We start from the raw sequence: 23,247 nt of genomic DNA on the forward strand, positions 1-23,247 counted from the left end.
CCTGTAAATTTTGTGAGATTTTAAGAAAGACGTTTAGCTTCTACAGTTAGGGGTAAACGACTTTTATCGGGAAATTCACTAAATTCTAATTCCCAACCATTAGCTAAAGTGAGAATTTTACCTGTTTCACTATCTGTTTGTTTGACTACTTCTTCTTCTAGGTCTTTTTTAGCGACATAGACAACTAAAGTACCAGCATCATTCATGCGTAACATTACTTTCATGTTTTTCCTCAGCAGATTCTAGTTCTCTTGTTCGACAACCAATGATGTACCCTGTTTCTAAAAAATGTACAGCATAGATATAATACGCTTGCAAAAATGTGCCAATGCTGGAAACATAACCAACATCACCAATTTTTGCTAAAACTTCTCCAATTTCTCTACCGGGAAAAGTTCCATCGTTTTTGATTAGTTTCTTAACTCGGACTTTTTGACCAATTTCAAAAATAGGTTGCGAGTTGAGTTCTATTTCATCACGTTGCATGGGAATACCTTTTTTCGCTGACTAAATTTAATAATTCTTCTGTAGTGAGACTGCGTTTTTTGAGGATTGATTGCTGACGGACTACATCTAAAATAGCTTGGGTTTCTTGAGAATCAAGAAAGATGCCATGCTGTTCTAATAGATTAGATAATAAATGCCGACCAGAATGTTTACCTATGACTAAACGCCGTTCCCAACCCACATCTTCAGGAGCATAAGGTTCATAAGTAACGGGGTTTTGCAGTACACCATGAGCATGAATACCGGACTCATGAGCAAAGGTATTTTCACCCACAATTGCTTTCCAAGGTTGAACTTTAGCACCAGAGGCTTTAGCGACTAATTGAGATAGTTTTAACAAGTGTTGAGTTTGAATTCCTAAATCAACACCGTAAATGCATTTTAGAGCCATAATTATTTCTTCTAAAGCTGCATTTCCGGCTCTTTCTCCTAGTCCATTAACGGTAGTATTTACAGATACAGCACCAGCTTTTATTCCGGCTAAGGCATTGGCAGTTGCTAATCCAAAATCATTATGGGTGTGAATCTCAATAGGAATTGATAGAGTTGATACTAAATGCTTAACTTTTAGGTGAGTTCGGAAGGGATCAAGTACCCCAACTGTATCACAAAAACGAAACCGAGATGCTCCCCATTCTTGAGATAATAGGGCAACATCTTGGAGAAAATTTTCGTCGGCTCTAGAAGAATCTTCTCCTCCAACTGATACCCAAAGACCTTGATCTAATGCGAAGCTAATACAGTCTTTTAGTTTTTGTAAACTTACTCGCCATTGACCATGAAATTTAGCGGCAATTTGAACTCCAGATACGGGAATGGCAATGTGTACTCGCTGCAATCCACAGGCTATAGAAGCTTTAATATCTGAGATTACAGCCCGATTCCAGCCTAATAATTTAGCGTTAAGATCTAAGTTACGAATGGCAACAATGGCGCGAATTTCTTCTTCTCCCATGGCGGGAATTCCTACTTCTAATTCATGGACACCAATGGTATCTAAGAATTGAGCGATCGCTACTTTTTCTTCTAGGTTAAAAGCAACACCTGCCGCTTGTTCTCCATCCCGTAATGTCGTATCATTAATCATGATTTGATACATTTTCAACATCCCTCTAGCGGAGTTTTTTCTAATATCCTTGTTCGCTACAATTCTTTAAAGTCGTAGATGGACAATAAATATTTAGTTGAGCGAATAAATCATGATTCATGATTTACGATCCTTAATTATTGATCAAATATTTCTGTTGCATCTGTATGGAAGAAAACAAAAAATAAGTATAATTTAGAAAGTATTTTTATTGGTGTTATTTATTGATTTTATGGATAACAAATAACCTATAAAAATCTTGGTAAATTATGTAAAAAACAACATACTTGTTCTAGTAATTATGATTTTTACCTCATGTTTTTACTGATAATTTTCTATTTACTTAGATTCAGGATGTTCTGCAAGCCAATCAAAAATTCTGTCTAGTTGTTGTAAATCCACTAAACCATATTGCCAAAGCAGCATTGGTAATGGTCCATGATTAAATTCAGGATGTCGTGTTGCTACAGCAATATCAGCCTGGGAAAGTGCTAGTTCTTTTTGGAGAAATTGCAACAACTTTTTATTACTACTCTTAATTACCATAATTGAACATTAACAATTGCAATCAATATAAAGTACAAGATTCCCATTAGCAATTACTATTTCTTTTAGTTTTAGCAAACTGGGTGAAATTAAGCTTATGCGAATTATCTTCAATATGCAAGATAGTTTGTGAGTGAATAATGACTTGAGAAGAATCGGATTTACATCCAAAATTAACTTCTGATATGTTTTTAATTAAACATTCCTAAAATCATTAATAGTGATTATTCATACTCGTTAAAACCCAATCTCATTACACAAACAATTTTCTAACCATGTCACCAATTGATAACGAGGGGCAAAAAATTGCATCAATATACTATTAACAATAATTGCTTCTTGCAAGTTATTAATTTGTACACACAAAGACCCATCCGGGGAACAAGAACAGGAAATCATCAACTCTTGCAAACGGTGATAAATACACCATCTATCACCTAAAGGGATTTGCAAGATTTGTTCACCTATGGTTAAAAAATTACAATTTGGTGACATGAGTAAAATTTACGGAGTTAAGGTTATTGATCATCTTGATGATGATTTGTGAGAGTTTGAACTTGTTGTTCTAATTGCTCAATGCGGGTAAGTAAAAAACGAATTACACCTGCTTCTATGTCGGGTAATTTGTCATGTTCTAAGGGAGAAATGTGGTTACTAGACTTAGGAGCAATAATCCGTCCAGGAATGCCCACAACAGTGGCATCTGGAGGCACATCACGTAAAACAATTGATCCTGCACCGATGCGAACTCGGTCACTAATTTGAATATTTCCTAATACTTTGGCACCCGCACCGACGACCACATTATTACCCAAAGTTGGATGACGTTTACCGCTTTCTTTGCCAGTTCCTCCTAATGTTACACCCTGATAAATAAGAGCATAATCTCCGATAATGGCAGTTTCACCAATTACCACACCCATGCCATGATCAATAAATACACCCTTGCCAATTTTTGCCCCTGGGTGAATTTCAATTCCTGTCAAAAACCGTCCCCAATGGGAGATAAACCGAGGAATAAAACTCATTTTATGGAGGTGTAACCAATGTGCAAGACGATGTAAACAAAGAGCATGAAATCCAGGGTAACAAAATATGACTTCTAACCAATTACGTGCGGCTGGATCACGGTCAAAAATAATCCGAAAATCACTAATTAATGGTTCTAAAAAAGCTCTAGAATTTACATTTTTTTCTGGCTTTGTATTTACGGTTTCGGTTTTACTGATTATGTTTAAAGACTGGTGCATTGGTACTGTTAGGTGAAATAATTTTGTACAGTTTTTATCTTTATATCAGATGACTCTCCCATGGAAAAAATTAGCAATGCAGATTAAATTTATTAAATTTATTAAGCTTGTACTCAATATGTTTAACTCCCTATTTAACAGAACTTTAGATTTTTTGTTGGGGTAGGGGTACTAGCTTTTTCTAACTGGGGTACTGGTATTTTTGGTTCAGGGATGCCGCATTTTTGTACTCAAGATAAATCTCTTAACCTGTGCGACTTTGCGGCTATTTAGGTAAGATATTTTGAGATATATTCAGTTGTACTCATTTCCTGATAAACCTTGTCTTGATGATAATAAATATATTAAAAAAGAACATAAAATTAATGCAGCGTAACCCACTGTTCATTACTGATTGTAGGTTACGCTGTCTCTAACTAAGAAGGGAAGAAATATTTCATCTTAATCTTAATCTGAATGTTAGTATCAGTATTGGTTTTAGCTTTAGATACATTAACATTAGTATTAGTTTTAGGTACAGTAACAGCCGAATCATTAAACTTAGGCGGTCCGGTCAAAACTTCTGGATTATTAGAAAACCCAAAACCTTCCTTTGGAGCACGCAAAAAATTAGTATCAAGATTACCATTTTTGTTGGCATCGTGAAATAATGCAACAGCATAATTACCTGGTTTCAATTCAGTGAAAGTAAGTTTTTGAGGTATGTCTTTGATCTCTATACATTGAGATTTAAAAGCCTTTTTACTATCACTAGGAAATCCTTCAGCCTGATTGAAAAGCGTAGTACAAATTTGTCCAGATTTGTTTCTGAGTCCTTCTACTTCAATTATTAGATTAACATTTAAATCTGCTAAATCTGCCTTAGCATTAGCTAAAAAGAGTAAATTTCCCAATATGGGGAGCAGTAATATTAGTCCCCGGATTGACGCTTGACCTAATGCAGTGTTTAACTGTTGCTTCATTAATTTACCCTCTATTAAATAAAACTAATATGTTACTCAGTCATGCGTAACAAACGCAAGAATTTCACTGTATCAGTATAGCAAAAAGTAACAAAATGTCAAAAATCATCTATGGTGACAGAGAAATTAATTGATAAGTAAGTGAATAGCAGAAAACCGACACAAGTAACGGGAGGTAAAATTGCCCAAAAGATTATAATGGGTATATGTGGGAAGGGTACAAAAAAACCGCAGTTAGAGGATTTAGAGAGGCTTTATCTTTATTCAATTAGACTGAACAATTATGTACTGGCTCGCTCAAATATCAGCAATGTATAGGCTGACATTGACAGGGGTAAGCAACTTGTCTTTGTCTTCACCAGACCTATCATATCATCGAAAAATTAAAAAAATATAAATTGCATTTTTAGAGAAAAAAAATGATAGGCTGTATACATACGGTAAATTTCAGACTTGTCAGGTGTTTTCAAAGGAAAGTGGAATTTAGTACCCTCTCCTTGACTCCAGGGAGGGGTGTTTGCTTGGGTAAAAACTGATGTTGTAGGAAAGTTGAGTACAGTTGAATTTCAAAAAAACGGATAAAAATCTGGCTGAAATCCTTACAGAAATTGAGTTTGAGATGAGTACAAAGAAATCCTGAACCCCTAACTATAAATACTCGTACCCCTAATTATAAATACTCGTACCCCTACCCGAAAAAATCTTTTTTAATTTTTGTATCGTTGCAATAGAAGGATTTAAGAATTTGAGTACAAACATAATAAATCTAATAAGTTCTATCCAATGTCTTGGAAGGGGGGGGTAAAAAAAGGGCTGCTATAAATCATTTATCGCCAATCACTTAATGCTCCTTAACAAAACGAAGTTAGCAGTCAAAAGTGAGTGGAGGGATGAGATTAGCACCATGTCTAAAATAATTTAGATATTGGCAGTAGTAACAGCATCTCCCACAGTGGCTCTCAAGTCCACCGCAAACAGCGAAATTCAATGACACTACCTGCTACCAACATTCTCACCTCCGACCATCAGGATTCTATGATCATCCCCGCTAAATCTGGTAATTGCGGTTGCGACAGCAGCACAACTCCAGAAATGGACGAAAAACTTATAGAACGCATTTCTAAACACCCCTGTTATAGCGAAGAAGCTCATCATCATTATGCACGGATGCACGTTGCTGTTGCTCCAGCTTGCAATATTCAATGTAACTATTGTAACCGCAAGTATGACTGTGCTAACGAAAGTCGTCCGGGGGTAGTGAGTGAACTGCTCACACCAGAAGAAGCTGCCCATAAAGTGTTAGTAATTGCCGGTAAAATTCCGCAAATGACCGTATTGGGAGTTGCTGGACCTGGTGATCCTTTGGCTAATCCAGAAAAAACTTTTCGGACTTTTGAATTAATTGCAGATAAAGCGCCAGATATTAAATTGTGCTTATCTACTAACGGTTTGATGCTAACAGAATATGTTGATCGCATTAAACAATTAAATATAGATCACGTTACCATTACTCTTAATACTATTGACCCCGAAATAGGTGCACAAATATATTCTTGGGTTCACTATAAACGCAAGCGTTATAGAGGAGTTGAAGGGGCAAAAATTCTCCTGGAAAAACAGTTAGAAGGATTGCAAGCTCTCAAGGAAGCTGATATTTTATGCAAAGTTAATTCTGTGATGATTCCGGGAATTAATGATAAACATTTGGTAGAAGTTAATAAAGCTATTCGGGAGAGAGGAGCATTCTTACATAACATTATGCCGCTAATTTCTGCACCAGAACATGGTACACATTTCGGTTTAACCGGTCAACGTGGACCAACAGGAAAAGAACTAAAAGAGGTTCAAGATAATTGTTCTGGTAATATGAAAATGATGCGCCACTGTCGTCAGTGTCGAGCAGATGCGGTAGGATTATTAGGAGAAGATCGTAGCCAGGAATTTACTAAAGATAAATTTTTGGAAATGACTCCAGAATATAACTTTGAAACCCGTCAAGAAGTTCACGAAGGTATTGAGAAATTTAGAGAAGAAATTAAGGCTGCAAAAGATAAAGTATTGACTGGCAAAAAATCTGCTAATAATCCTAAAATTTTGATTGCAGTAGCCACAAAAGGCGGTGGATTAGTTAACCAACATTTCGGACACGCTAAAGAATTTCAAGTGTATGAAGTTGATGGTAATGAGGTTCGTTTTGTAAGTCACCGGAAGATTGATCAATATTGTCAAGGTGGTTACAGCGAAGCAGCTACCGCAGATAATATAATGAAAGCGATCGCAGATTGTAAAGCAGTTTTGGTATCGAAAATAGGCAATTGTCCCAAGGAAAAACTAGAAGCAGCAGGAATACAAACTGTTGAAGCCTACGACGTAATTGAAAAGGTTGCTTTAGAATTTTACGAGCAATATGTTCAGATTAATAAGTAATAGGTAATAGGTAATAATTTCCCTGGCTTAACACCTAATCATCTATTATCTTTTACCTCTTCACCAATTTACGCAAAGGTAAATAATCATGGCTTACAAAATTACTAGCCAGTGTATTTCTTGCAAGTTGTGTTTACCTGTTTGTCCTACTGGTGCAATTCAAGAAGTTGACGGTAATTATTGGATTGATTCTCAACTTTGCACAAATTGCGCTGGTAGTATTTACACCGTACCTCAATGTAAAGCCAGTTGTCCGACTGTTGATGGTTGCATTAAACAACCTAGTGATTATTGGGAAAGTTGGTTTGCTTATTACCACCGTGTTTTGGCAAAGTTAACTAATAAACAAGACTACTGGGAAAATTGGTACAAATCTTATTCTCAGAAGTTTTCTCAACAGTTACAAAAACATCAAGGACAAGTAGTTATATAGGCGATGTGATGGGTAATAGGTAATATTGTCCCCAATTGCCTATCACCCATCACCAATCACCAATTCTCGCTGATTACTCATAATCTTTATATGGAAATTATGGAAAATAATTGTATCTATCTTGATAATAATGCTACCACTAAAATAGATCCTCAAGTTGTTGAGGCTATGATGCCTTATTTGACGGATTATTATGCTAATCCTTCTAGTATGCACACCTTTGGTGGACAATTGGGAAAAGCTGTAAAAGCAGCCAGAGAACAAATTGCTGCTTTACTGGGAGCAGAAGAATCAGAAATTGTTTTTACCAGTTGCGGAACTGAAGGTGATAATGCTGCTATTTATGCGGCGTTATTAGCTCAACCAGAAAAACGTCATATTATCACTTCTCAAGTAGAACATCCTGCAGTTTTAAATGTTTGTAAACAATTAGAATCTAAAGGTTATCAAGTTACCTATTTGTCGGTCAATTCTCAAGGACAAATAGACTTGAATGAGTTGGAAGCTTCTTTAACTGGTAACACTGCTTTAGTAACAGTAATGTATGCCAATAATGAAACCGGCACAATTTTTCCCATTGAAGAAATTGGTGTTAGAGTTAAGGAATATGGAGCTATCTTCCACGTTGATGCAGTGCAAGCGGTAGGCAAAATACCCTTAAATATGAAGACCAGTACCATAGATATGTTAACTATATCTGGTCACAAAATTCATGCTCCTAAAGGTATTGGTGCTTTGTATGTTAGACGTGGGGTTCGTTTCCGTCCTTTCTTAGTTGGTGGACATCAAGAACGAGGACGCAGAGCAGGTACAGAGAATGTTCCCGGAATTATTGCTTTAGGGAAAGCTGCGGAATTGGAATTATCATATTTAGTAGAAGCAATAAAGAAAGAAAGAAAGTTGCGCGATTATTTAGAAGAATCTCTTCTGGTTAAAATTCCCGATTGTGAAGTAAATGGTGATATTAAAAATAGATTACCAAATACTACAAATATCGGTTTCAAATATATTGAAGGTGAGGCAATTTTGCTCTCTTTAAATAAGTACGGTATTTGTGCTTCTTCTGGTTCTGCTTGTACTTCTGGTTCTCTTGAACCTTCTCATGTTTTACGAGCTATGGGTTTACCTTATACTACTTTACATGGTTCGATTCGCTTCAGTCTTTCTCGCTACACAACTGAGGCTGAAATTGAAAAGGTAATTGCAGTTATGCCGGAAATTGTTGACCGTTTGCGGGCTTTATCTCCCTTTAAAAATGATCATGCAGATTGGTTACAACAACAGTCAATTATCAGTAGTCATTAGTCAGTGGTCAGTAGTAAGTAAAAACTGACTGCTGACCAATCAAAAATTACGAATCACCGATCTAAAATCCAAAATCTAAAATTAACTATGTGGGACTACACTGATAAGGTATTAGAGTTATTTTATGATCCTAAAAACCAGGGCGCAATTGAAGAAACTGGTGAAGCTGGTGTGAAAGTTGCAACTGGTGAAGTAGGAAGTATTGCTTGTGGTGATGCTTTAAGATTACATTTGAAGGTTGAAGAAGCAACAGATAAAATTCTTGATGCACGTTTTCAAACTTTTGGTTGTACTAGTGCGATCGCTTCTTCTAGTGCTTTAACTGAAATGATTAAAGGTTTAACTTTAGATGAAGCTTTGGGAGTTACAAATAAGGAAATCGCTGATTATTTAGGTGGTTTACCTGAAGCAAAAATGCACTGTTCTGTTATGGGTCAGGAAGCTCTAGAAGCTGCGATTTATAATTATCGAGGCATTCCTTTAGAGGCACATGACGATGAAGAAGGTGTCCTCATCTGTAGCTGTTTTGGAATAACTGATGCTAAGATAAAGAAAGCAGTTGCACAAAACAATCTCTTCAGTGCAGAGCAAGTAACAAATTATGTAAAAGCTGGTGGCGGATGCGGTTCTTGTTTAACGAAGATTGATGATATAATCAGAGAAGTAAAGCAGGAAGCCGCCAATAAAAATCTCCACAGCTATAAGGCGAAAGCTAAAGCAGAAATTCCTAGTTCAGAGCAAAAAAGACCATTAACTACAGTTCAAAAAGTTGCCCTGATTCAAAAAGTATTAGATGAAGAAGTCCGACCCGTTTTAATCGCTGATGGGGGAGATGTAGAACTTTATGATGTAGAAGGCGATAAGATTCAAGTCATTCTTAAAGGTGCTTGTGGTTCATGTTCTAGCAGCACTGCTACTTTAAAGATTGCAATTGAAGCGAGATTACGCGATCGCATCAGCAAAGAAATCACCGTCGAAGCAGTTTAGTAAACAACAGCTAATAGTAAGGGTTTACACCGTAAACCCCTACAACTAACAAACAAAAATCCTACAAACCAATAAATACTATGAACACCATCAAATTTTCTGTAGAGCGATCGCCTCCATAGATAGCGACGTTCTACAAACGCTCACCGCCGTAGAACTTTGGCCGTGAGAACCAACAGACAAAACCACCAATCAACTAATTCTAGGAAACACGAACAATGACTGAAGAAAAAATTAGACAGATAGCTTTCTACGGCAAGGGCGGTATCGGTAAATCTACCACTTCTCAAAATACTTTAGCCGCTATGGCTGAAATGGGTCAACGCATCATGATCGTAGGTTGCGATCCTAAAGCTGACTCCACCCGTTTGATGCTTCACTCCAAGGCTCAAACAACCGTTCTTCACTTGGCTGCTGAAAGAGGATCTGTTGAAGACCTAGAACTTCATGAAGTAATGCTCAAAGGTTTCCGCGACGTTAAATGCGTGGAATCCGGTGGTCCAGAACCCGGTGTAGGTTGCGCCGGTCGTGGTATTATCACTGCTATTAACTTCCTAGAAGAAAACGGTGCTTACACAGACTTAGATTTCGTATCTTACGACGTACTAGGTGACGTTGTATGTGGTGGTTTTGCTATGCCTATCCGTGAAGATTAAGCTATTTTGTCTAGGGTTTTTGTTAATGCAATTGGTTGGGAATTTTTATTTTTTTATGCCCTATTTTTGCCCTGGGAAATTTTGGGGAAATGGGGTTTTTGTTAGGGTTTATTCTTTTGTTTACCCTATTTTGTCCCTAGTGTCAAGGGGGATACATGATTTTTGATAAATGTGTTACTTTTTGGTTATTTTTAAGTGATATCTCATTTTTAATAACCCATTAATAATAGAGTGGAATAAGATAATTTGTTACATTTTATTAAAATCAGTTATTACTATAGTCAGATTTTATATACATATATAATTATGTTGTATAATGTATTTTTGTAACTTTTTATTGTATTTTGATAGTCAAATGGAAGATACACGCAATAAGATTATCAGTTTTGTCGAATATGTCCGCAAGTTGACAGGGGATGAAAAAGGTGAAGCACAAGTATTTTGCGATCGCCTTTTTCAAGCATTTAATCATGAAGGCTATAAAGAAGCAGGAGCAGAATTAGAGTATCGGGTAAAAGTTAAAGGAAAATCAACTAAGTTTGCTGATTTATTATGGCGGCCTCGTTTACTACTAGAAATGAAAAAACGAGGTGAAAAGCTAGAAAAACACTATCAGCAAGCATTTGAATATTGGTTAGAATTAGTTCCCCAGCGTCCAAAATATGTAATTCTCTGCAATTTTGATGAATTTTGGATTTATGACTTTGATATACAACTGCGAGAACCAGTAGATCAAGTTAAATTAGAAGATTTACCAACCCGCTTTACTGTCTTAAACTTTCTCTTTCCTGAAAATCGCAAACCTCTATTTAATAACAATTTGGTTGACGTTACCCGCAAAGCCGCAGATAACGTTGCCCAAGTTTTTAATCGTCTCGTTGAAAGAGGAGAAAAACAAGAAATTGCCCAGAGATTTATTCTTCAGTGTGTTGTTTCCCTATTTGCAGAAGATATTGATTTATTACCCAGAGGATTATTTAGTGAATTTTTAGATGATTGTCGTTCTAATCGGATTAGTTCCTATGATTTAATTGGTGGACTTTTTCGACAAATGGGAAGTCAACGCCCAGCCCCTAACGATAGTCGTTATCGAGATGTACCTTATTTTAATGCAGGGGTATTCTCCAAAGTTGAACCAATTTCACTTACGAGAAGCGAAATTGATCTTTTAGCATCAGCAGCAACAGAACGTTGGTCAAAAGTTGAACCAGCTATTTTTGGGACATTATTTGAATCTAGCATGGGTAAAGAAGAACGTCATGCTTTGGGCGCACATTATACCAGCCCTGTAGACATTCAAAAAGTCATCTTACCTACCATTGTGCGACCTTGGGAAGAACGCATTGACGCGGCTACAAAGTTAAATGAGTTATTAATACTCAGACAAGAATTAATTAATTTTACAGTTCTTGATCCAGCGTGTGGAAGTGGTAATTTTCTTTATGTTGCTTATCGAGAACTCAAGGGACTAGAGGCAAAATTACTAACTAAAATTCATGAAAATTTTGGACTGAGAAATAGATTATCTATTGGCACAATGTCCCTCATTAAAACAACCCAATTTCACGGTATTGACATCAAACATTTTGCGGTAGAACTGGCAAAAGTAACTTTGATGATTGCTAAAAAGTTAGCATTAGATGAAGAAAATAAGTTACTTGATGTAGCGCAAATGAGTTTACCTATAGAAATTGATCGCGCTCTACCTTTGGATAATTTAGATAAAAATATCCGTTGTGATGATGCTTTATTTTGTGATTGGGTGACAGCAGATGCAATTATTGGCAACCCTCCCTATCAATCAAAAAATAAAATGCAGCAGGAATATGGAGTAACCTATGTCCGTGAAGTCAGAGAAAAATATGCAGAAGTACCTGGAAGAGCAGATTATTGTGTTTACTGGTTTCGTCGGACTCATGATGCTTTAAAAGATGGTGGACGGGCTGGACTTGTTGGTACAAATACCATCCGTCAAAACTATTCCCGCGAAGGTGGTTTGGATTATATAGTCAATAATGGCGGAACTATTACCGAAGCAGTTTCTACTCAAGTTTGGTCAGGGAGTGCAGTTGTTCATGTTTCTATTGTTAATTGGATTAAAGGTGAAGAACTGAGTCAAAAGAAACTATATACCCAGATTGGAGATGATAAAGATAGTCCTTGGGAAGTTTTAGAAGTAGATAAAATTAACTCTTCCTTATCTAATAAATTTGATGTTACTCAAGCCAAAAAACTGGTGATTAATGTAAAATCAGGAACTTGTTATCAAGGACAAACTCATGGACATGAAGGATTTTTGCTAACTCCTCAAGAAGCTGCTACGATGATCCGACAATCAAATAATAATGCAGAAGTGATATTGCCTTACTTGATAGGAGATGATTTATTATCAGAAATCCCTCCACTACCACAAAGATATGTTATAGACTTTCATCCCCGTAATCTTCTCACTTGCAAGAAATATTCTGCCCCATTTAAAAGAATTGAATCAATGGTACTACCAACCCGCGAAAATGCTGCAAAGGAAGAACGAAAGCGGAATGAAGAACTATTACAAAAAGATTCCAAATCTAAAGTTAATAGACATCATCAAAATTTTCTTACTAAATGGTGGCTACTTTCCTATTCTCGTGCTGAATTAATTGAAAAACTCAATCAGCTTTCTCGTTATATTGTTTGTAGCAGAGTCACAAAAAGACCTATCTTTGAATTTATTGATTTTAGAATCAGACCTAGTGATGCTTTACAAGTATTCCTATTATCAGATGATTATTCCTTTGGAATTTTACAATCTGATATTCATTGGCAATGGTTTAATGAACAATGTTCAACCCTAAAAGGCGATTTTCGTTACACATCCAATACTGTTTTTGATTCTTTTCCTTTTCCCCAAAATCCCAAATTATCACAGGTAAAAAAAGTAGCATTAGCAGCAGTTACATTGCGACAATTAAGACAAGAACTGATAACAGAACATAAATTGAGTTTACGCGAACTTTATCGAACCCTAGAATTGCCAGGACAAAACCCTCTTCGCAAAGCACAGGAACAACTTGATAAAGCAGTCCGTCAAGCTTATGGCATGGAAGCCAAGGAAGATGTATTAAAGTTTTTGCTAGAGTTAAATTTTGCAGTTGCAGGCAGAGAAACAAATAATTTACCTGTAGTAGCGCCTGGTTTACCTCCCTGTGTAACTAATTCCAGCGAATTGATTACAAATGATTGTGTAAAAATGCCAGAGTAAAAGTTAATAGATTAATATCAGCGAAGATATAGCGATCGCTTTTCGGGTATTGTGGGTTTTGAGAGCGATCGCTTCTACTAAAAACGGTATAATACTTTTATTCTCAAGGATAATACTCATGGAAATCCAAGAACTTAAAGCAATAATCAAAGAAAGCATCCGCGAAGTTTTGCGAGAAGAAAGAATGTTACTTTGTCAAGTCCTCATACCCTATGTAAGTGACGAAGAACAAGAAGAACTAGATGAAATGTTTGGTTCACCATCAGATTATCAAGATGAAGAATTAGTTGATATGACAGAGTGGGTAAAACATGGCCATAAAATTTCGTAAGAATGCTATTAAGTTTTTAGAAAAAGCAAATCTTGAAGATGCTGAGAAAATTCAGGAAAAAATATCCCAACTTCTACTTTTTGTCGAAGAACAAGCCATTATTCCCTTTACAGAATTTGATATTAAAAAAATGAAAGGAGATTGGGAAGGATTTTATAGATTACGTATTGGTAAAATCAGAATTGTCTTTACAGTTAATACCCAATCTGGTGAAGTTGAAATTTTCACAATTGGTGCAAGAGGAGATGTTTATAAATAAACACTTTTCCCATGTTGTTGAGTTATGAGAGCGATCGCTTTTCTGGTGTTGTGGATTGTGGGTGCGATCGCTATAATAATTATGAAGGTGGATAAATTATAATATTTTATGGACTACCACAAAATTATCACCATTGAACCTGGAAAACGTAGCGGCAAACCTTGTATTCGAGGAATGCGAATAACTGTATATGATATTTTAGAATATCTTGCAGGTGGTATGACAGAAGCCGAAATTCTCTAAGACTTTTCCGAACTTACCTCAGAAGATATTAAAGCCTGTCTTACTTTTGCTGCTGACCGTGAGAAAAAGTTAGCTGAATTATCTCCCATTTTTCATCATCCAAACCAACATTCCTAAAATGTCTTCTACTGGAGGTAAAGGATAATCAGACAAATCAATAGTCACAGTATCACCCTCTAACTTTAAAAATCGCCATTGTGTACCACTACTAATTACACCGTAAATAACCCTAAGAGGATTATTTTTAGCAGCATTAAATCTTTGCGCGGCCACCATCTCTGCAATACATTGTCCAAACCCAGTTCTTAAATCAGCCTTTTTCGCTTCGACAATGACAATTACAGGAGCTTCAATTTCTAACACTTCAGGAGAACTACTTAATAGAAAATCGCAAATTCCATTAAGTCCCACTGACTCATCAACTGTAAAATCTTCACCCGAAAATAAACTAACTTGCCGATCTAAAATTCTTCTGACTTCTAACAAAACTGGGTAAATAATCCCTTCAGAACGCGCCTTTTCACTAGCAGAACCAGCCAGCGGTAAACTTTCTTCAAGATATGCTTTTAGCGTCACAGATGGTTCAATTTTTTCAAGAACAGGAATAAAACGCCCACCTTCTTGAGTTTTTAACCCAAAAGCCTCTTTAACCTTACCAATAGATGTAAATTGACTATAAGACATATCTTGTAACATTCCTCGTTTTATAAAATTACTCTTTGTGTCTCTGCGTGAGGCTAACTCTTATCTTAACTCAATTTTCATCAAACTGTGTCCCATCTGTAACCTCAATCTTTCATTCTCAATTCTTAACCGATCATTTTCCCTTTCAAGGTGAATAACCATCTCTTGTAACTCTTCCGCCTTTGATTTTTTCTTAATTGCTTCCTCAATTGCCACATTGCGATTTTCTAAACTAAACCACTTCTGATAAATTGAAGTGTGCATATTCACAGAATGACCCAAATTATCAGCCGCAGCTTTAATAGGAATCCCCATTAAATGCGCTCTAATTGCCCAAGCGTGACGCAAATCATAGGGTTGAAAAGGAATCTCTACAAATCTAAACCATCTATCTGTACCATGTCGCACTGCATTAATTTGTTTACTGGTAATTTTATCGGCAATTTTTGTTTTTAATAACTCAATTGCTTCCTGATCATTCTTTAAATTAAAACTCTCAATCCAACGCGGATATAATGGTAATGCTTCCCTATCTCCAGTTTTACATTCTTCATTTACTCGCCATGTATTCATAGTATTATCTGATGATAACCACCAATCTAAATCAGGTTTAACAAAAATTTCTAATGGTCTTAATCCATAAGTTGCCAACATTCCATATACCCATCTCCATAATTTCCAATTGTTCCGATCTTCCCTATTTATTAACTTAGTAGGACGGTTTAAAGCATAGTTTTGAAACCTTAAATATTCTTTTTCAATTTCTAAATCTGTCGGTATATCCCGCTTTCTTTTAGCAGTAGGTTGGATTTTAAAGTTATTTAACTCAGGTACTTCTAAACCAGAACATTTACATAACACCCGAATCACCTTAATTAACTCATTTTTTACACTATCCGAAGAACTACAGGATTGCACAGCTTCAATAAAATTAGCATTTATCGCTAGTTTATCCTTCGGTAAATGCTTTTGGGCAATATATAGATAACTATTAAAAGTATTTTCACTTTTGAGAGTCCGTTTTCTAGTTTGAAAATAATTTTGCTCAAAATTTATAATTAAGTCACTAATATTTTGTAAATTAGCTTTAATTCTTGTTTTTCCTAAATATTTATCAGTCCAAATAAATTGTTTTCTAGCAATTAATGTTCCCAACTGATTAGCTTCTTCTTCTGCCGTATTTAAACCATCAAAACTAAAAGGAATACCCAAAGAAATATCATATTGCTTTGTCCCGCTACCGTTTTTATCAATATCACCTGGTTTAATAGGTAGGGTAGTTCTCAACTGTAATGAATTGCCGGATTTTCTGACAGAAACACTCACCCTAGCGGCTCTTAGTCTAGCATTAATTGCTTTTAATTCCGTTGTCAGTTTTGCCGTTAAATGATTTTCTTGATTTTCTACTGCTTGCATTCTGCCTAAATATCCCCCGTCGGTAATAGCTGTTGGTTGAAAATCGGCAAATGCTTCCTGTGTTCTGTCCATACCCTAGATTTACCCTAATAAAAAAACTGTCTATTCAAAACAATGATTACTACAAACATAGTTGAAAATGAACAGTTTCCGGCTTTTCAAATTATCTTATTACTCTTTCCCGTGAAGGTAAAGCACAAGAAATCTACATCGTTACATCAGGTGAAATGATGGCGATGTATGCTGCAAACAACATCGCTCGTGGTGTACTTAAATATGCTCACTCCGGTGGAGTACGTTTAGGTGGTTTGATCTGTAACAGCCGTAACACAGACCGAGAAATCGAATTAATTGAAACCTTGGCTGCACGTTTGAACACTCAAATGATTCACTACGTTCCCCGCGACAACATAGTTCAACACGCTGAACTACGTCGTATGACAGTGAACGAGTATGCACCAGAAAGCAAACAAGCTAACGAATACCGCGCACTAGCTAAGAAGATCATCAACAACACTAACCTCACCATCCCTACACCTATCGAAATGGAAGAGTTAGAAGAGTTGTTAATTGAGTTCGGTATTCTCGAAAGCGAAGAAAATGCAGCAAAATTGATTGCTAAATCAGTATAATTCGCCACCAAGAAAGAATTTTCTAGCACAGGGAAAAAGGACGAGAGCAGCACATCAAAAGCTCTCACCTTTGACCAACATTTCCCCTATAGCTACAGGGGACTTAGAGTCCCCAAAAACCTCATCCTCATTCCGTTCCTTTAGAAGCAAGAGAGACAGACAATGGCTTCGACCGATGACAAGAAGATTGTTGAACAAAGAAAAGAACTAATTAAAGAAGTTCTCAAAGCTTACCCCGAAAAAGCTGCTAAGAAGCGTGAGAAGCACTTAAACGTCCACGAAGAAGGTAAGGCTGATTGTGGTGTTAAATCTAACATCAAATCCTTACCTGGTGTAATGACCGCTCGTGGTTGTGCTTACGCAGGTTCTAAAGGTGTGGTTTGGGGTCCTATCAAGGACATGATCCACATCAGTCATGGTCCCGTTGGTTGCGGTTACTGGTCTTGGTCTGGTCGTCGTAACTACTACTTAGGTACAACAGGTGTTGATACCTTCGGTACTATGCACTTTACCTCCGACTTCCAAGAACGCGATATCGTGTTTGGTGGTGACAAGAAACTAACTAAATTAATTGAAGAATTAGATGTATTATTCCCCTTAAATCGTGGGGTTTCTATTCAATCTGAATGTCCTATCGGTTTGATTGGGGATGATATCGAAGCAGTAGCTAGAAAGACATCCAAAACCATCGGTAAGCCAGTTATTCCCGTCCGTTGTGAAGGTTTCCGTGGTGTGTCTCAGTCTTTAGGACACCACATCGCTAACGACATGATTCGTGACTGGGTATTCCCCAGAGCAGATCAAGCTAAAAAAGATGGTACATTGAAGTTTGAAGGTACTCCCTATGATGTAGCCATCATTGGTGACTATAACATCGGTGGTGACGCTTGGGCCAGCCGGATTTTATTAGAAGAAATCGGTTTGCGCGTTGTTGCTCAATGGTCTGGTGATGGTACAATCAACGAAATGTTGATGACCCCCAACGTGAAGATGAACCTTATCCACTGTTACCGCTCGATGAACTACATCAGCCGTCACATGGAAGAAGCTTATGGTATACCCTGGTTAGAATATAACTTCTTTGGTCCTACCAAAATTGCTGCATCTTTACGTGAGATTGCTTCTAAGTTTGACGCAAAGATTCAAGCAAATGCTGAAAAAGTAATTGCTAAGTATCAACCTACCATGGATGCGATCGTTAGTCAATATCGCCCCCGTTTGGAAGGTAAGACAGTTGCAATGATGGTTGGTGGTTTACGTCCCCGTCACGTTGTTCCTGCTTTCCAAGATTTAGGAATGAAGATGATTGGTACTGGTTATGAGTTCGCTCATAATGATGACTATAAACGTACTACTCACTACATTGAAAACGGAACTATCGTTTATGACGACGTTACCGCTTACGAATTTGAAGAATTTATCAAAGCATTGAAGCCTGACTTAGTTGCTTCTGGTGTGAAAGAGAAGTATGTCTTCCAAAAAATGGGTCTTCCTTTCCGTCAAATGCACTCTTGGGATTACTCCGAACTTGATTATGTTGGTGGAAAGGTGCGTTAGTTTAAGGTTTTTTAGTTGGGGAATTAAGAGAGTTTAATTTTTAGACTAAATGGATTTAATTATGTTCTATAATAACATTGTTTGTGGATAACTGCAAATAATTAATTGCTGATTTTGTCTGGGTTTGAGATGGTTATTAAATTTTAATTATTTGTAATTTTGTTATATGGGATAACTTTTTGTGGGTTGATTTTATAGACTAAATAGTAGGGTGCGTCAGATTTTTAATTTCTGATTATATTTATAGATTATCAGTCTGACACAATCTAATACTACTCCAGCGACTTTAAAAGTGAGATTAATGGGAATAAAGCCATAAAACCTGCGGAAACAAAAGAAGTAATGGCTTTTATCCGTCTTTTTAAAGCCATTTTACGAACGTTTTCTCCTGCTTGATGATTTAGCTTTGGCATGGGTAGAAATTTAATGATATTTACTAAGATTGATAATAAATATATTATACTATTTTAAAACTGTTTGGCGATCACTTTTAGCCGTAGAGTGCTTCAGATTTTTAGTTTCTCATTTTCTGATTAGATTATTTGTCTGACGCACATTACTATGGTGATATTTTAACTTTACCAGAACTTTTTCCAGGTTGGGAATTAGCCGTTTATGAATTATGGCCTCCTATTTTTACTCAAGAAGAAATAGAAGGCTTAACAGGAGACAAGGAGATTGAAGAAAAGAATTAAAAAATCCAAACATCCTCTAAAATTTCACACCAATTTGACCATTAACTCCTCGCACAGAATTGTAACCAGCACCCACAAAAACATGATCGCTAGTGACCACTTGTACACCACCAGAAACAGCAAGGCCTTTATCTTCTGAATACCAACCAAGTCCAACATAAGGTGAAATCACTGGTAAACTCAAAAATTTTAAAACATCTGCTCCCACAGCACCTCCGGGTCCTCTTCCTACTTCAACACCAAAACCTAAAACCTTAACACCCGCACCATAAGTAACTTCACTATCTTTACCTCCCACTGTCACCCAAGGTTGCGGTAACAGTTGAGCAGAAACCTGATTAGGAGTAAATATATTTAAGCAAGTTAGGGATGAAATAACTATTTTGATCATCAATGCCTTTTTCATTTGTTTTTCTCCTCTACTACTACTGATATCGTAACATTTTAATAAACATAATTAAAAACTTTTTTGGTGTTGTATAGGTATAACTTAACATTTTCAGAGTCATGTTATAATCAACAAATAACTACTTGGTATCATACCATGATGATTACTCAAGCGCCAGAATCCCCGTCTAACACATTAGCAGATATATCAGAAGAGATAATTTTCCCACCCAGTGACCTATATAGTGATGAACCCCCCGTGGAAACAGAACTGCATCTTGAACAAATAATGCTCTTAATAAAATCTCTCAAATGGTTATGGAAAGAGAGAACTGATTTTTATGGTGTTGGAAATCTTAGTATTTACTATAGTCCCCATCAAAAAAAATTAAAAGATGTTAGAGGTCCAGATTTTTTCGTAGTTCTAGGAACAGAACGAAAAACTAGAAAAAGTTGGGTTGTGTGGGAAGAAAATGGTAAATATCCTAACCTGATTGTGGAAATTCTTTCACCAACCACAGCGAAAACTGACAGAGAAACTAAAAAAGAACTTTATCAAGATATTTTCCGCACACCTGAGTATTTTTGGTTTGATCCCTATACTTTAGAATTTGCAGGTTTTTATTTAATACATGGTAAATATCAACCTGTAGAACCCAATGAAAAGGGACATTTATGGAGTCAAGAATTAGGTTTATATTTAGGAATTGTTCAGGGTTTATTAAGGTATTTTACACCAGATGGAAATTTAGTTCCTACACCGGAAGAAAGTGCAGAATTTGAAACCCAAAGAGCAACAATTGAAGCCCAAAGAGCAACAAGTGAAGCCCAAAGAGCAGCAATGTTTGATAAAAAAGCTCAACGGTTAGCAGCAAAGTTGCGAGAATTAAATATTGACCCAGATAAAATCTAATTTAGAATTTAGATCCCTGACTTCTTGAAAAAGTCGGGAGTTTAGGGATTTAATTATGATCTAGTTTGTGGTAAAATTTCCTAATCAGAGGTGAAATCTCTAAACTCACTTCTGCATTTATTTGTTGGGTAGAAACAAGAAAACGCCTTTTTAGAGATTGAATACTACTAACTATTGGCTCATAAACCTGATAACTATTTTCCAGTTCATTTAATAAAATTGAGCCAGTTTGACTAGATATAAAATGCAGTAATTCTACTTCTAATGGTGGTAATATATCTAAACTTTGCTCTAAAAAAGCCGTTAATTCAATATCTAAAAAAGGTTGATCTAGCTGCAAAAATTTATTGGTGTCACCTGCAAATAATTCTTGAATAAGATAACCAATTATTTGTAAATATTGGGGAGTTCCTTGATAAATATTCAGCAATTTTCGATAATTTTCCTCATTTTTCAAGCCAAATTTTTTAAGAATGTTTACACCATCATCATCTAATCCCAATAATTCCAGGGTGAAAACATGACTATGATCATTTTGTGGTTTAGATAATTCACGAATTTCCTCACTACTATTAATAATTAGACAACTTCGATGTTTGGTTGTTGATAATAATTTAAATAGATTCCCGTATTCTTCATATCCTGGTTGATATTTACCTGATACTTGATGCTTTGAAAAAATATAGTTAACATCGTCAATGATAATCAGATAAGAGTGTTTTTCTATGGCTTTTTTAAATTGCGAAAGTTGATGAGGTGAATTATCTGGAATAAGCTGATCATTAAGGTAAATTATCTCTGTGATTAGTTGTGTTAAACTGGGTAGAGATTTTAAACTTTTATAAATAACGAACTCAAAATTTTCTTTGATATGATCAACTAATTTTAAAGCTAAAGCAGTTTTTCCAATACCTTTAATACCCAGTAAAGTTATTAAATTACATTTTCCTTGGAGGATTTTTTGTTGTAGTAATGATAATTCTACTTTCCGTCCATAAAAATCACCGATTTCAGGTGCATCTTTTAAGTCTAAATGAGAGGTTATCTGTTCTTGTTTATGGATCATTTCATCATTTTTTGGTGATGGTGCAGATTCTTTAAATAGATTACCACTATTGATTGTGAAAATATTAGTTGAAGAGAAACTACATCTACCTGTTGAAGAGAAACTACATTTACCTAAAGTTGACTTGACATTAAATTTATTAACTTTTTTTCCAACTGCTTGAGATAAGGATTTCCACAATTTACTGGCGCTATCCTTGATGTATTTTTCGCTGTGTTGGTGTTCCTTGGCGATATCTGCGTAAGTTCTACCCTGTAGTGTCCCTTCTAGGATAGCTCTTTGTAAATCATTGAGATGGTGTCCTTGATGCTCAAAGACTTGGTTATCTGCAATTTCAATTATCTCTTCAATATTTAACACTACTCCCCCCCTTCAAGTCAAGACTTTTTGATATTCTATCATGCTTTTAATACGTCTTCTAGCGAAACTACATAGGTAAAAATCATCTGCGCTGGTTGTAAACTTGTTAGCCTGGCGACTGGAAGTCACGGCTACACAGACAAAACCCCCCTTCGCGGGTTTGGTGTAAGAGATAAATTTTTGACTAATAGCGTTTATGAATATTTTTATGGGTGACATAATATTACGTTTAAAGACTTTTATATTACTTCCACATACCTTTGAGGGCTTTACATCCTCTTTTGGGCATATTAAAGTAAGTATGTTTGAGAACTATCGTAATTTATTGTGGGTCGGGTAGTAAATTTCATATTTATCTACATTTACTCCCAATAAGAATTTGTACGTTATTTAAACGGGGGAATTGACATGAATAAGATTATATCATCTGCTTTTGTTAGTTGCGTTGTATTCTGTTCAATTTTATTTGCTAATACTGGGGCTCAAGCCGGGAAGGAGTGCATAGGAAGTGCAGTATGTCATGCAATCGTATTGGTAACTGAAGGAGAAAAATATAATGCAGTTGAAGCAACACTTAAATTTCCAACGGCTGATCTAGGTAATGGTAATCCAGATGATAGATATATGAATTTTTATGTTGGATTAGATGGAATTCAAAACAAGGCAACAGGCTGCGAAGGTGGATACTCTTATAGTTTTAAGCAAAGTCCGGGCAAATACACAACTAAACCTGTGTGGCGTACATTTCTGAATTGTGGTGGTGATAAAAATGATGGTCAAGTAGTACCAAATCCTTCACAACCAGTGCGTCTCAAACTTGTAAATCATCTTAACGGTAAAGCAAGTCTGTATATAAATGAAAAAGAGACTCATACTGTTAATACAAGTTTGATGGAGCCAGCACCTGCTAAAGTAGTCTATGCGGTTCTTGATCGTACACAACAACTTGCCTGGAAAGATGCTGCATTTACTCAAATCAAAGTGTGCAATCAAAATTGTGCAAGAGGAAACCCCTTTAAAACTGCTTTAAAGCTGGTAATGAGAGAAGAAACTTGGAATCGTAATAGTCCACTTGCCCCACGAATTAAGTTTTTGTGGGATGGTAAAACAACATCATTGAGAGGAGAGCGTATTAAACAATAGCAAAGTAAGTAGTAAGTGATCTAGTGACTGCTGATCCCATAACTTACAGCAGTTTGAGATCAAAAGCGGTACAAAGATGGTAAACTTTAAAGATGGAAAAAAAAGAAAATAATTGAGATATATATGGCAGCAGCATATTCGACTGATATAAGACAAA

The 23,247-nt window shown here is 36.1% G+C and carries 23 protein-coding genes and 3 pseudogenes; 14 read left to right on the forward strand and 12 right to left on the reverse strand.

Going from position 1 to position 23,247, the window contains the following annotated elements:
* Positions 1-20: 20 nt before the first annotated feature.
* From nifT to H6G44_RS07735, 7 genes are all read right to left on the reverse strand, one after another.
* On the reverse strand, positions 21-224 hold the full coding sequence (gene nifT / locus H6G44_RS07705; RefSeq protein ID WP_190385913.1) for a putative nitrogen fixation protein NifT: 204 nt from the start codon (positions 222-224) through the stop codon (positions 21-23).
* Positions 199-486 carry a nitrogen fixation protein NifZ gene (locus H6G44_RS07710; RefSeq protein WP_190385914.1) on the reverse strand — a complete coding sequence of 96 codons (288 nt, stop codon included), beginning with the start codon at positions 484-486 and terminating at the stop codon, positions 199-201. The genes nifT and H6G44_RS07710 overlap by 26 nt, the downstream gene beginning before the upstream one ends.
* Complete coding sequence (gene nifV, locus H6G44_RS07715) at positions 476-1,606, reverse strand: homocitrate synthase (protein ID WP_190385915.1); 1,131 nt, start codon at positions 1,604-1,606, stop codon at positions 476-478. Before nifV ends, H6G44_RS07710 begins: the two co-directional genes overlap by 11 nt.
* Before the next feature lie 327 nt (positions 1,607-1,933).
* A complete protein-coding gene (locus tag H6G44_RS07720; RefSeq protein WP_190385916.1) occupies positions 1,934-2,140 on the reverse strand; it encodes a DUF2949 domain-containing protein in 207 nt (68 codons plus the stop codon).
* Positions 2,141-2,377: 237 nt separating this feature from the next.
* Positions 2,378-2,635, reverse strand: coding sequence for an Asr1405/Asl0597 family protein (locus tag H6G44_RS07725; protein ID WP_190385917.1), 258 nt, complete (start codon positions 2,633-2,635; stop codon positions 2,378-2,380).
* 23 nt (positions 2,636-2,658) lie between these two features.
* Complete coding sequence (cysE, locus tag H6G44_RS07730) at positions 2,659-3,390, reverse strand: serine O-acetyltransferase (RefSeq protein WP_190385918.1); 732 nt, start codon at positions 3,388-3,390, stop codon at positions 2,659-2,661.
* A gap of 416 nt (positions 3,391-3,806) precedes the next feature.
* Complete coding sequence (locus H6G44_RS07735; protein WP_190385919.1) at positions 3,807-4,352, reverse strand: DUF2141 domain-containing protein; 546 nt, start codon at positions 4,350-4,352, stop codon at positions 3,807-3,809.
* A gap of 987 nt (positions 4,353-5,339) precedes the next feature.
* Here H6G44_RS07735 and nifB point away from each other — a divergent pair.
* From nifB to H6G44_RS07780, 9 genes and pseudogenes are all read left to right on the forward strand, one after another.
* On the forward strand, positions 5,340-6,779 hold the full coding sequence (gene nifB / locus H6G44_RS07740; RefSeq protein WP_190385920.1) for a nitrogenase cofactor biosynthesis protein NifB: 1,440 nt from the start codon (positions 5,340-5,342) through the stop codon (positions 6,777-6,779).
* Positions 6,780-6,867: 88 nt separating this feature from the next.
* On the forward strand, positions 6,868-7,212 hold the full coding sequence (locus tag H6G44_RS07745) for a DUF362 domain-containing protein (protein WP_190385921.1): 345 nt from the start codon (positions 6,868-6,870) through the stop codon (positions 7,210-7,212).
* Between the two features lie 99 nt (positions 7,213-7,311).
* A complete protein-coding gene (gene nifS / locus H6G44_RS07750; RefSeq protein ID WP_190385922.1) occupies positions 7,312-8,517 on the forward strand; it encodes a cysteine desulfurase NifS in 1,206 nt (401 codons plus the stop codon).
* Positions 8,518-8,604: 87 nt separating this feature from the next.
* A complete protein-coding gene (gene nifU / locus H6G44_RS07755) occupies positions 8,605-9,504 on the forward strand; it encodes a Fe-S cluster assembly protein NifU (protein ID WP_190385923.1) in 900 nt (299 codons plus the stop codon).
* A 218-nt stretch (positions 9,505-9,722) separates the two neighbouring features.
* A pseudogene (locus H6G44_RS07760) lies at positions 9,723-10,154 on the forward strand (AAA family ATPase); the annotation flags it as partial.
* A gap of 361 nt (positions 10,155-10,515) precedes the next feature.
* Entirely contained in the window at positions 10,516-13,404 is a 2,889-nt protein-coding gene (locus H6G44_RS07765; protein ID WP_190385924.1) for a class I SAM-dependent DNA methyltransferase, read from the forward strand.
* 118 nt (positions 13,405-13,522) lie between these two features.
* The gene (locus H6G44_RS07770; RefSeq protein WP_168653652.1) at positions 13,523-13,735 is read left to right on the forward strand and encodes a hypothetical protein; all 213 of its coding nucleotides are present in this window, start codon (positions 13,523-13,525) and stop codon (positions 13,733-13,735) included.
* On the forward strand, positions 13,716-13,994 hold the full coding sequence (locus tag H6G44_RS07775; protein WP_168653639.1) for a type II toxin-antitoxin system RelE family toxin: 279 nt from the start codon (positions 13,716-13,718) through the stop codon (positions 13,992-13,994). The genes H6G44_RS07770 and H6G44_RS07775 overlap by 20 nt, the downstream gene beginning before the upstream one ends.
* Before the next feature lie 108 nt (positions 13,995-14,102).
* Positions 14,103-14,354, forward strand: a pseudogene (locus tag H6G44_RS07780) (DUF433 domain-containing protein).
* Here the strand turns inward: H6G44_RS07780 and H6G44_RS07785 are convergent.
* Positions 14,316-14,921, reverse strand: coding sequence for a hypothetical protein (locus H6G44_RS07785; RefSeq protein ID WP_190385925.1), 606 nt, complete (start codon positions 14,919-14,921; stop codon positions 14,316-14,318). The pseudogene H6G44_RS07780 and the gene H6G44_RS07785 overlap by 39 nt on opposite strands.
* A 60-nt stretch (positions 14,922-14,981) precedes the next feature.
* Positions 14,982-16,409, reverse strand: coding sequence for an integrase (locus tag H6G44_RS07790; RefSeq protein ID WP_190385926.1), 1,428 nt, complete (start codon positions 16,407-16,409; stop codon positions 14,982-14,984).
* A 110-nt stretch (positions 16,410-16,519) separates the two neighbouring features.
* Here H6G44_RS07790 and nifH point away from each other — a divergent pair.
* A pseudogene (gene nifH, locus H6G44_RS07795) lies at positions 16,520-16,969 on the forward strand (nitrogenase reductase); the annotation flags it as partial.
* A 162-nt stretch (positions 16,970-17,131) separates the two neighbouring features.
* Positions 17,132-18,526: a nitrogenase molybdenum-iron protein alpha chain gene (gene nifD / locus H6G44_RS07800; protein ID WP_190385927.1), complete on the forward strand. Its 1,395-nt coding sequence runs from the start codon at positions 17,132-17,134 to the stop codon at positions 18,524-18,526.
* Between the two features lie 272 nt (positions 18,527-18,798).
* Here the strand turns inward: nifD and H6G44_RS07805 are convergent, their stop codons facing one another.
* Entirely contained in the window at positions 18,799-18,939 is a 141-nt protein-coding gene (locus tag H6G44_RS07805) for a hypothetical protein (protein WP_190385928.1), read from the reverse strand.
* A 129-nt stretch (positions 18,940-19,068) separates the two neighbouring features.
* Between H6G44_RS07805 and H6G44_RS07810 the strand changes: the two genes are divergently transcribed.
* Positions 19,069-19,221, forward strand: coding sequence for a hypothetical protein (locus tag H6G44_RS07810; protein ID WP_190385936.1), 153 nt, complete (start codon positions 19,069-19,071; stop codon positions 19,219-19,221).
* Positions 19,222-19,237: 16 nt separating this feature from the next.
* On the opposite strand, the gene H6G44_RS07815 is transcribed toward H6G44_RS07810, so the two are convergent.
* Positions 19,238-19,627 carry a hypothetical protein gene (locus H6G44_RS07815; RefSeq protein WP_190385929.1) on the reverse strand — a complete coding sequence of 130 codons (390 nt, stop codon included), beginning with the start codon at positions 19,625-19,627 and terminating at the stop codon, positions 19,238-19,240.
* 138 nt (positions 19,628-19,765) lie between these two features.
* Between H6G44_RS07815 and H6G44_RS07820 the strand changes: the two genes are divergently transcribed.
* On the forward strand, positions 19,766-20,521 hold the full coding sequence (locus H6G44_RS07820) for a Uma2 family endonuclease (protein ID WP_190385930.1): 756 nt from the start codon (positions 19,766-19,768) through the stop codon (positions 20,519-20,521).
* Positions 20,522-20,570: 49 nt separating this feature from the next.
* Here the strand turns inward: H6G44_RS07820 and H6G44_RS07825 are convergent, their stop codons facing one another.
* Positions 20,571-21,947, reverse strand: coding sequence for an NB-ARC domain-containing protein (locus H6G44_RS07825; protein WP_190385931.1), 1,377 nt, complete (start codon positions 21,945-21,947; stop codon positions 20,571-20,573).
* A gap of 408 nt (positions 21,948-22,355) precedes the next feature.
* Here H6G44_RS07825 and H6G44_RS07830 point away from each other — a divergent pair, with 408 nt between their 5' ends.
* Positions 22,356-23,090 (forward strand): G1 family glutamic endopeptidase, encoded by a 735-nt coding sequence (locus H6G44_RS07830; protein ID WP_190385932.1) that lies wholly within the window; start codon positions 22,356-22,358, stop codon positions 23,088-23,090.
* Positions 23,091-23,247: the final 157 nt, after the last annotated feature.

The sequence above is a fragment of the Aphanizomenon flos-aquae FACHB-1287 genome (genome assembly GCF_014698755.1).
In the GTDB taxonomy this organism is placed as follows: domain Bacteria; phylum Cyanobacteriota; class Cyanobacteriia; order Cyanobacteriales; family Nostocaceae; genus Dolichospermum; species Dolichospermum flosaquae.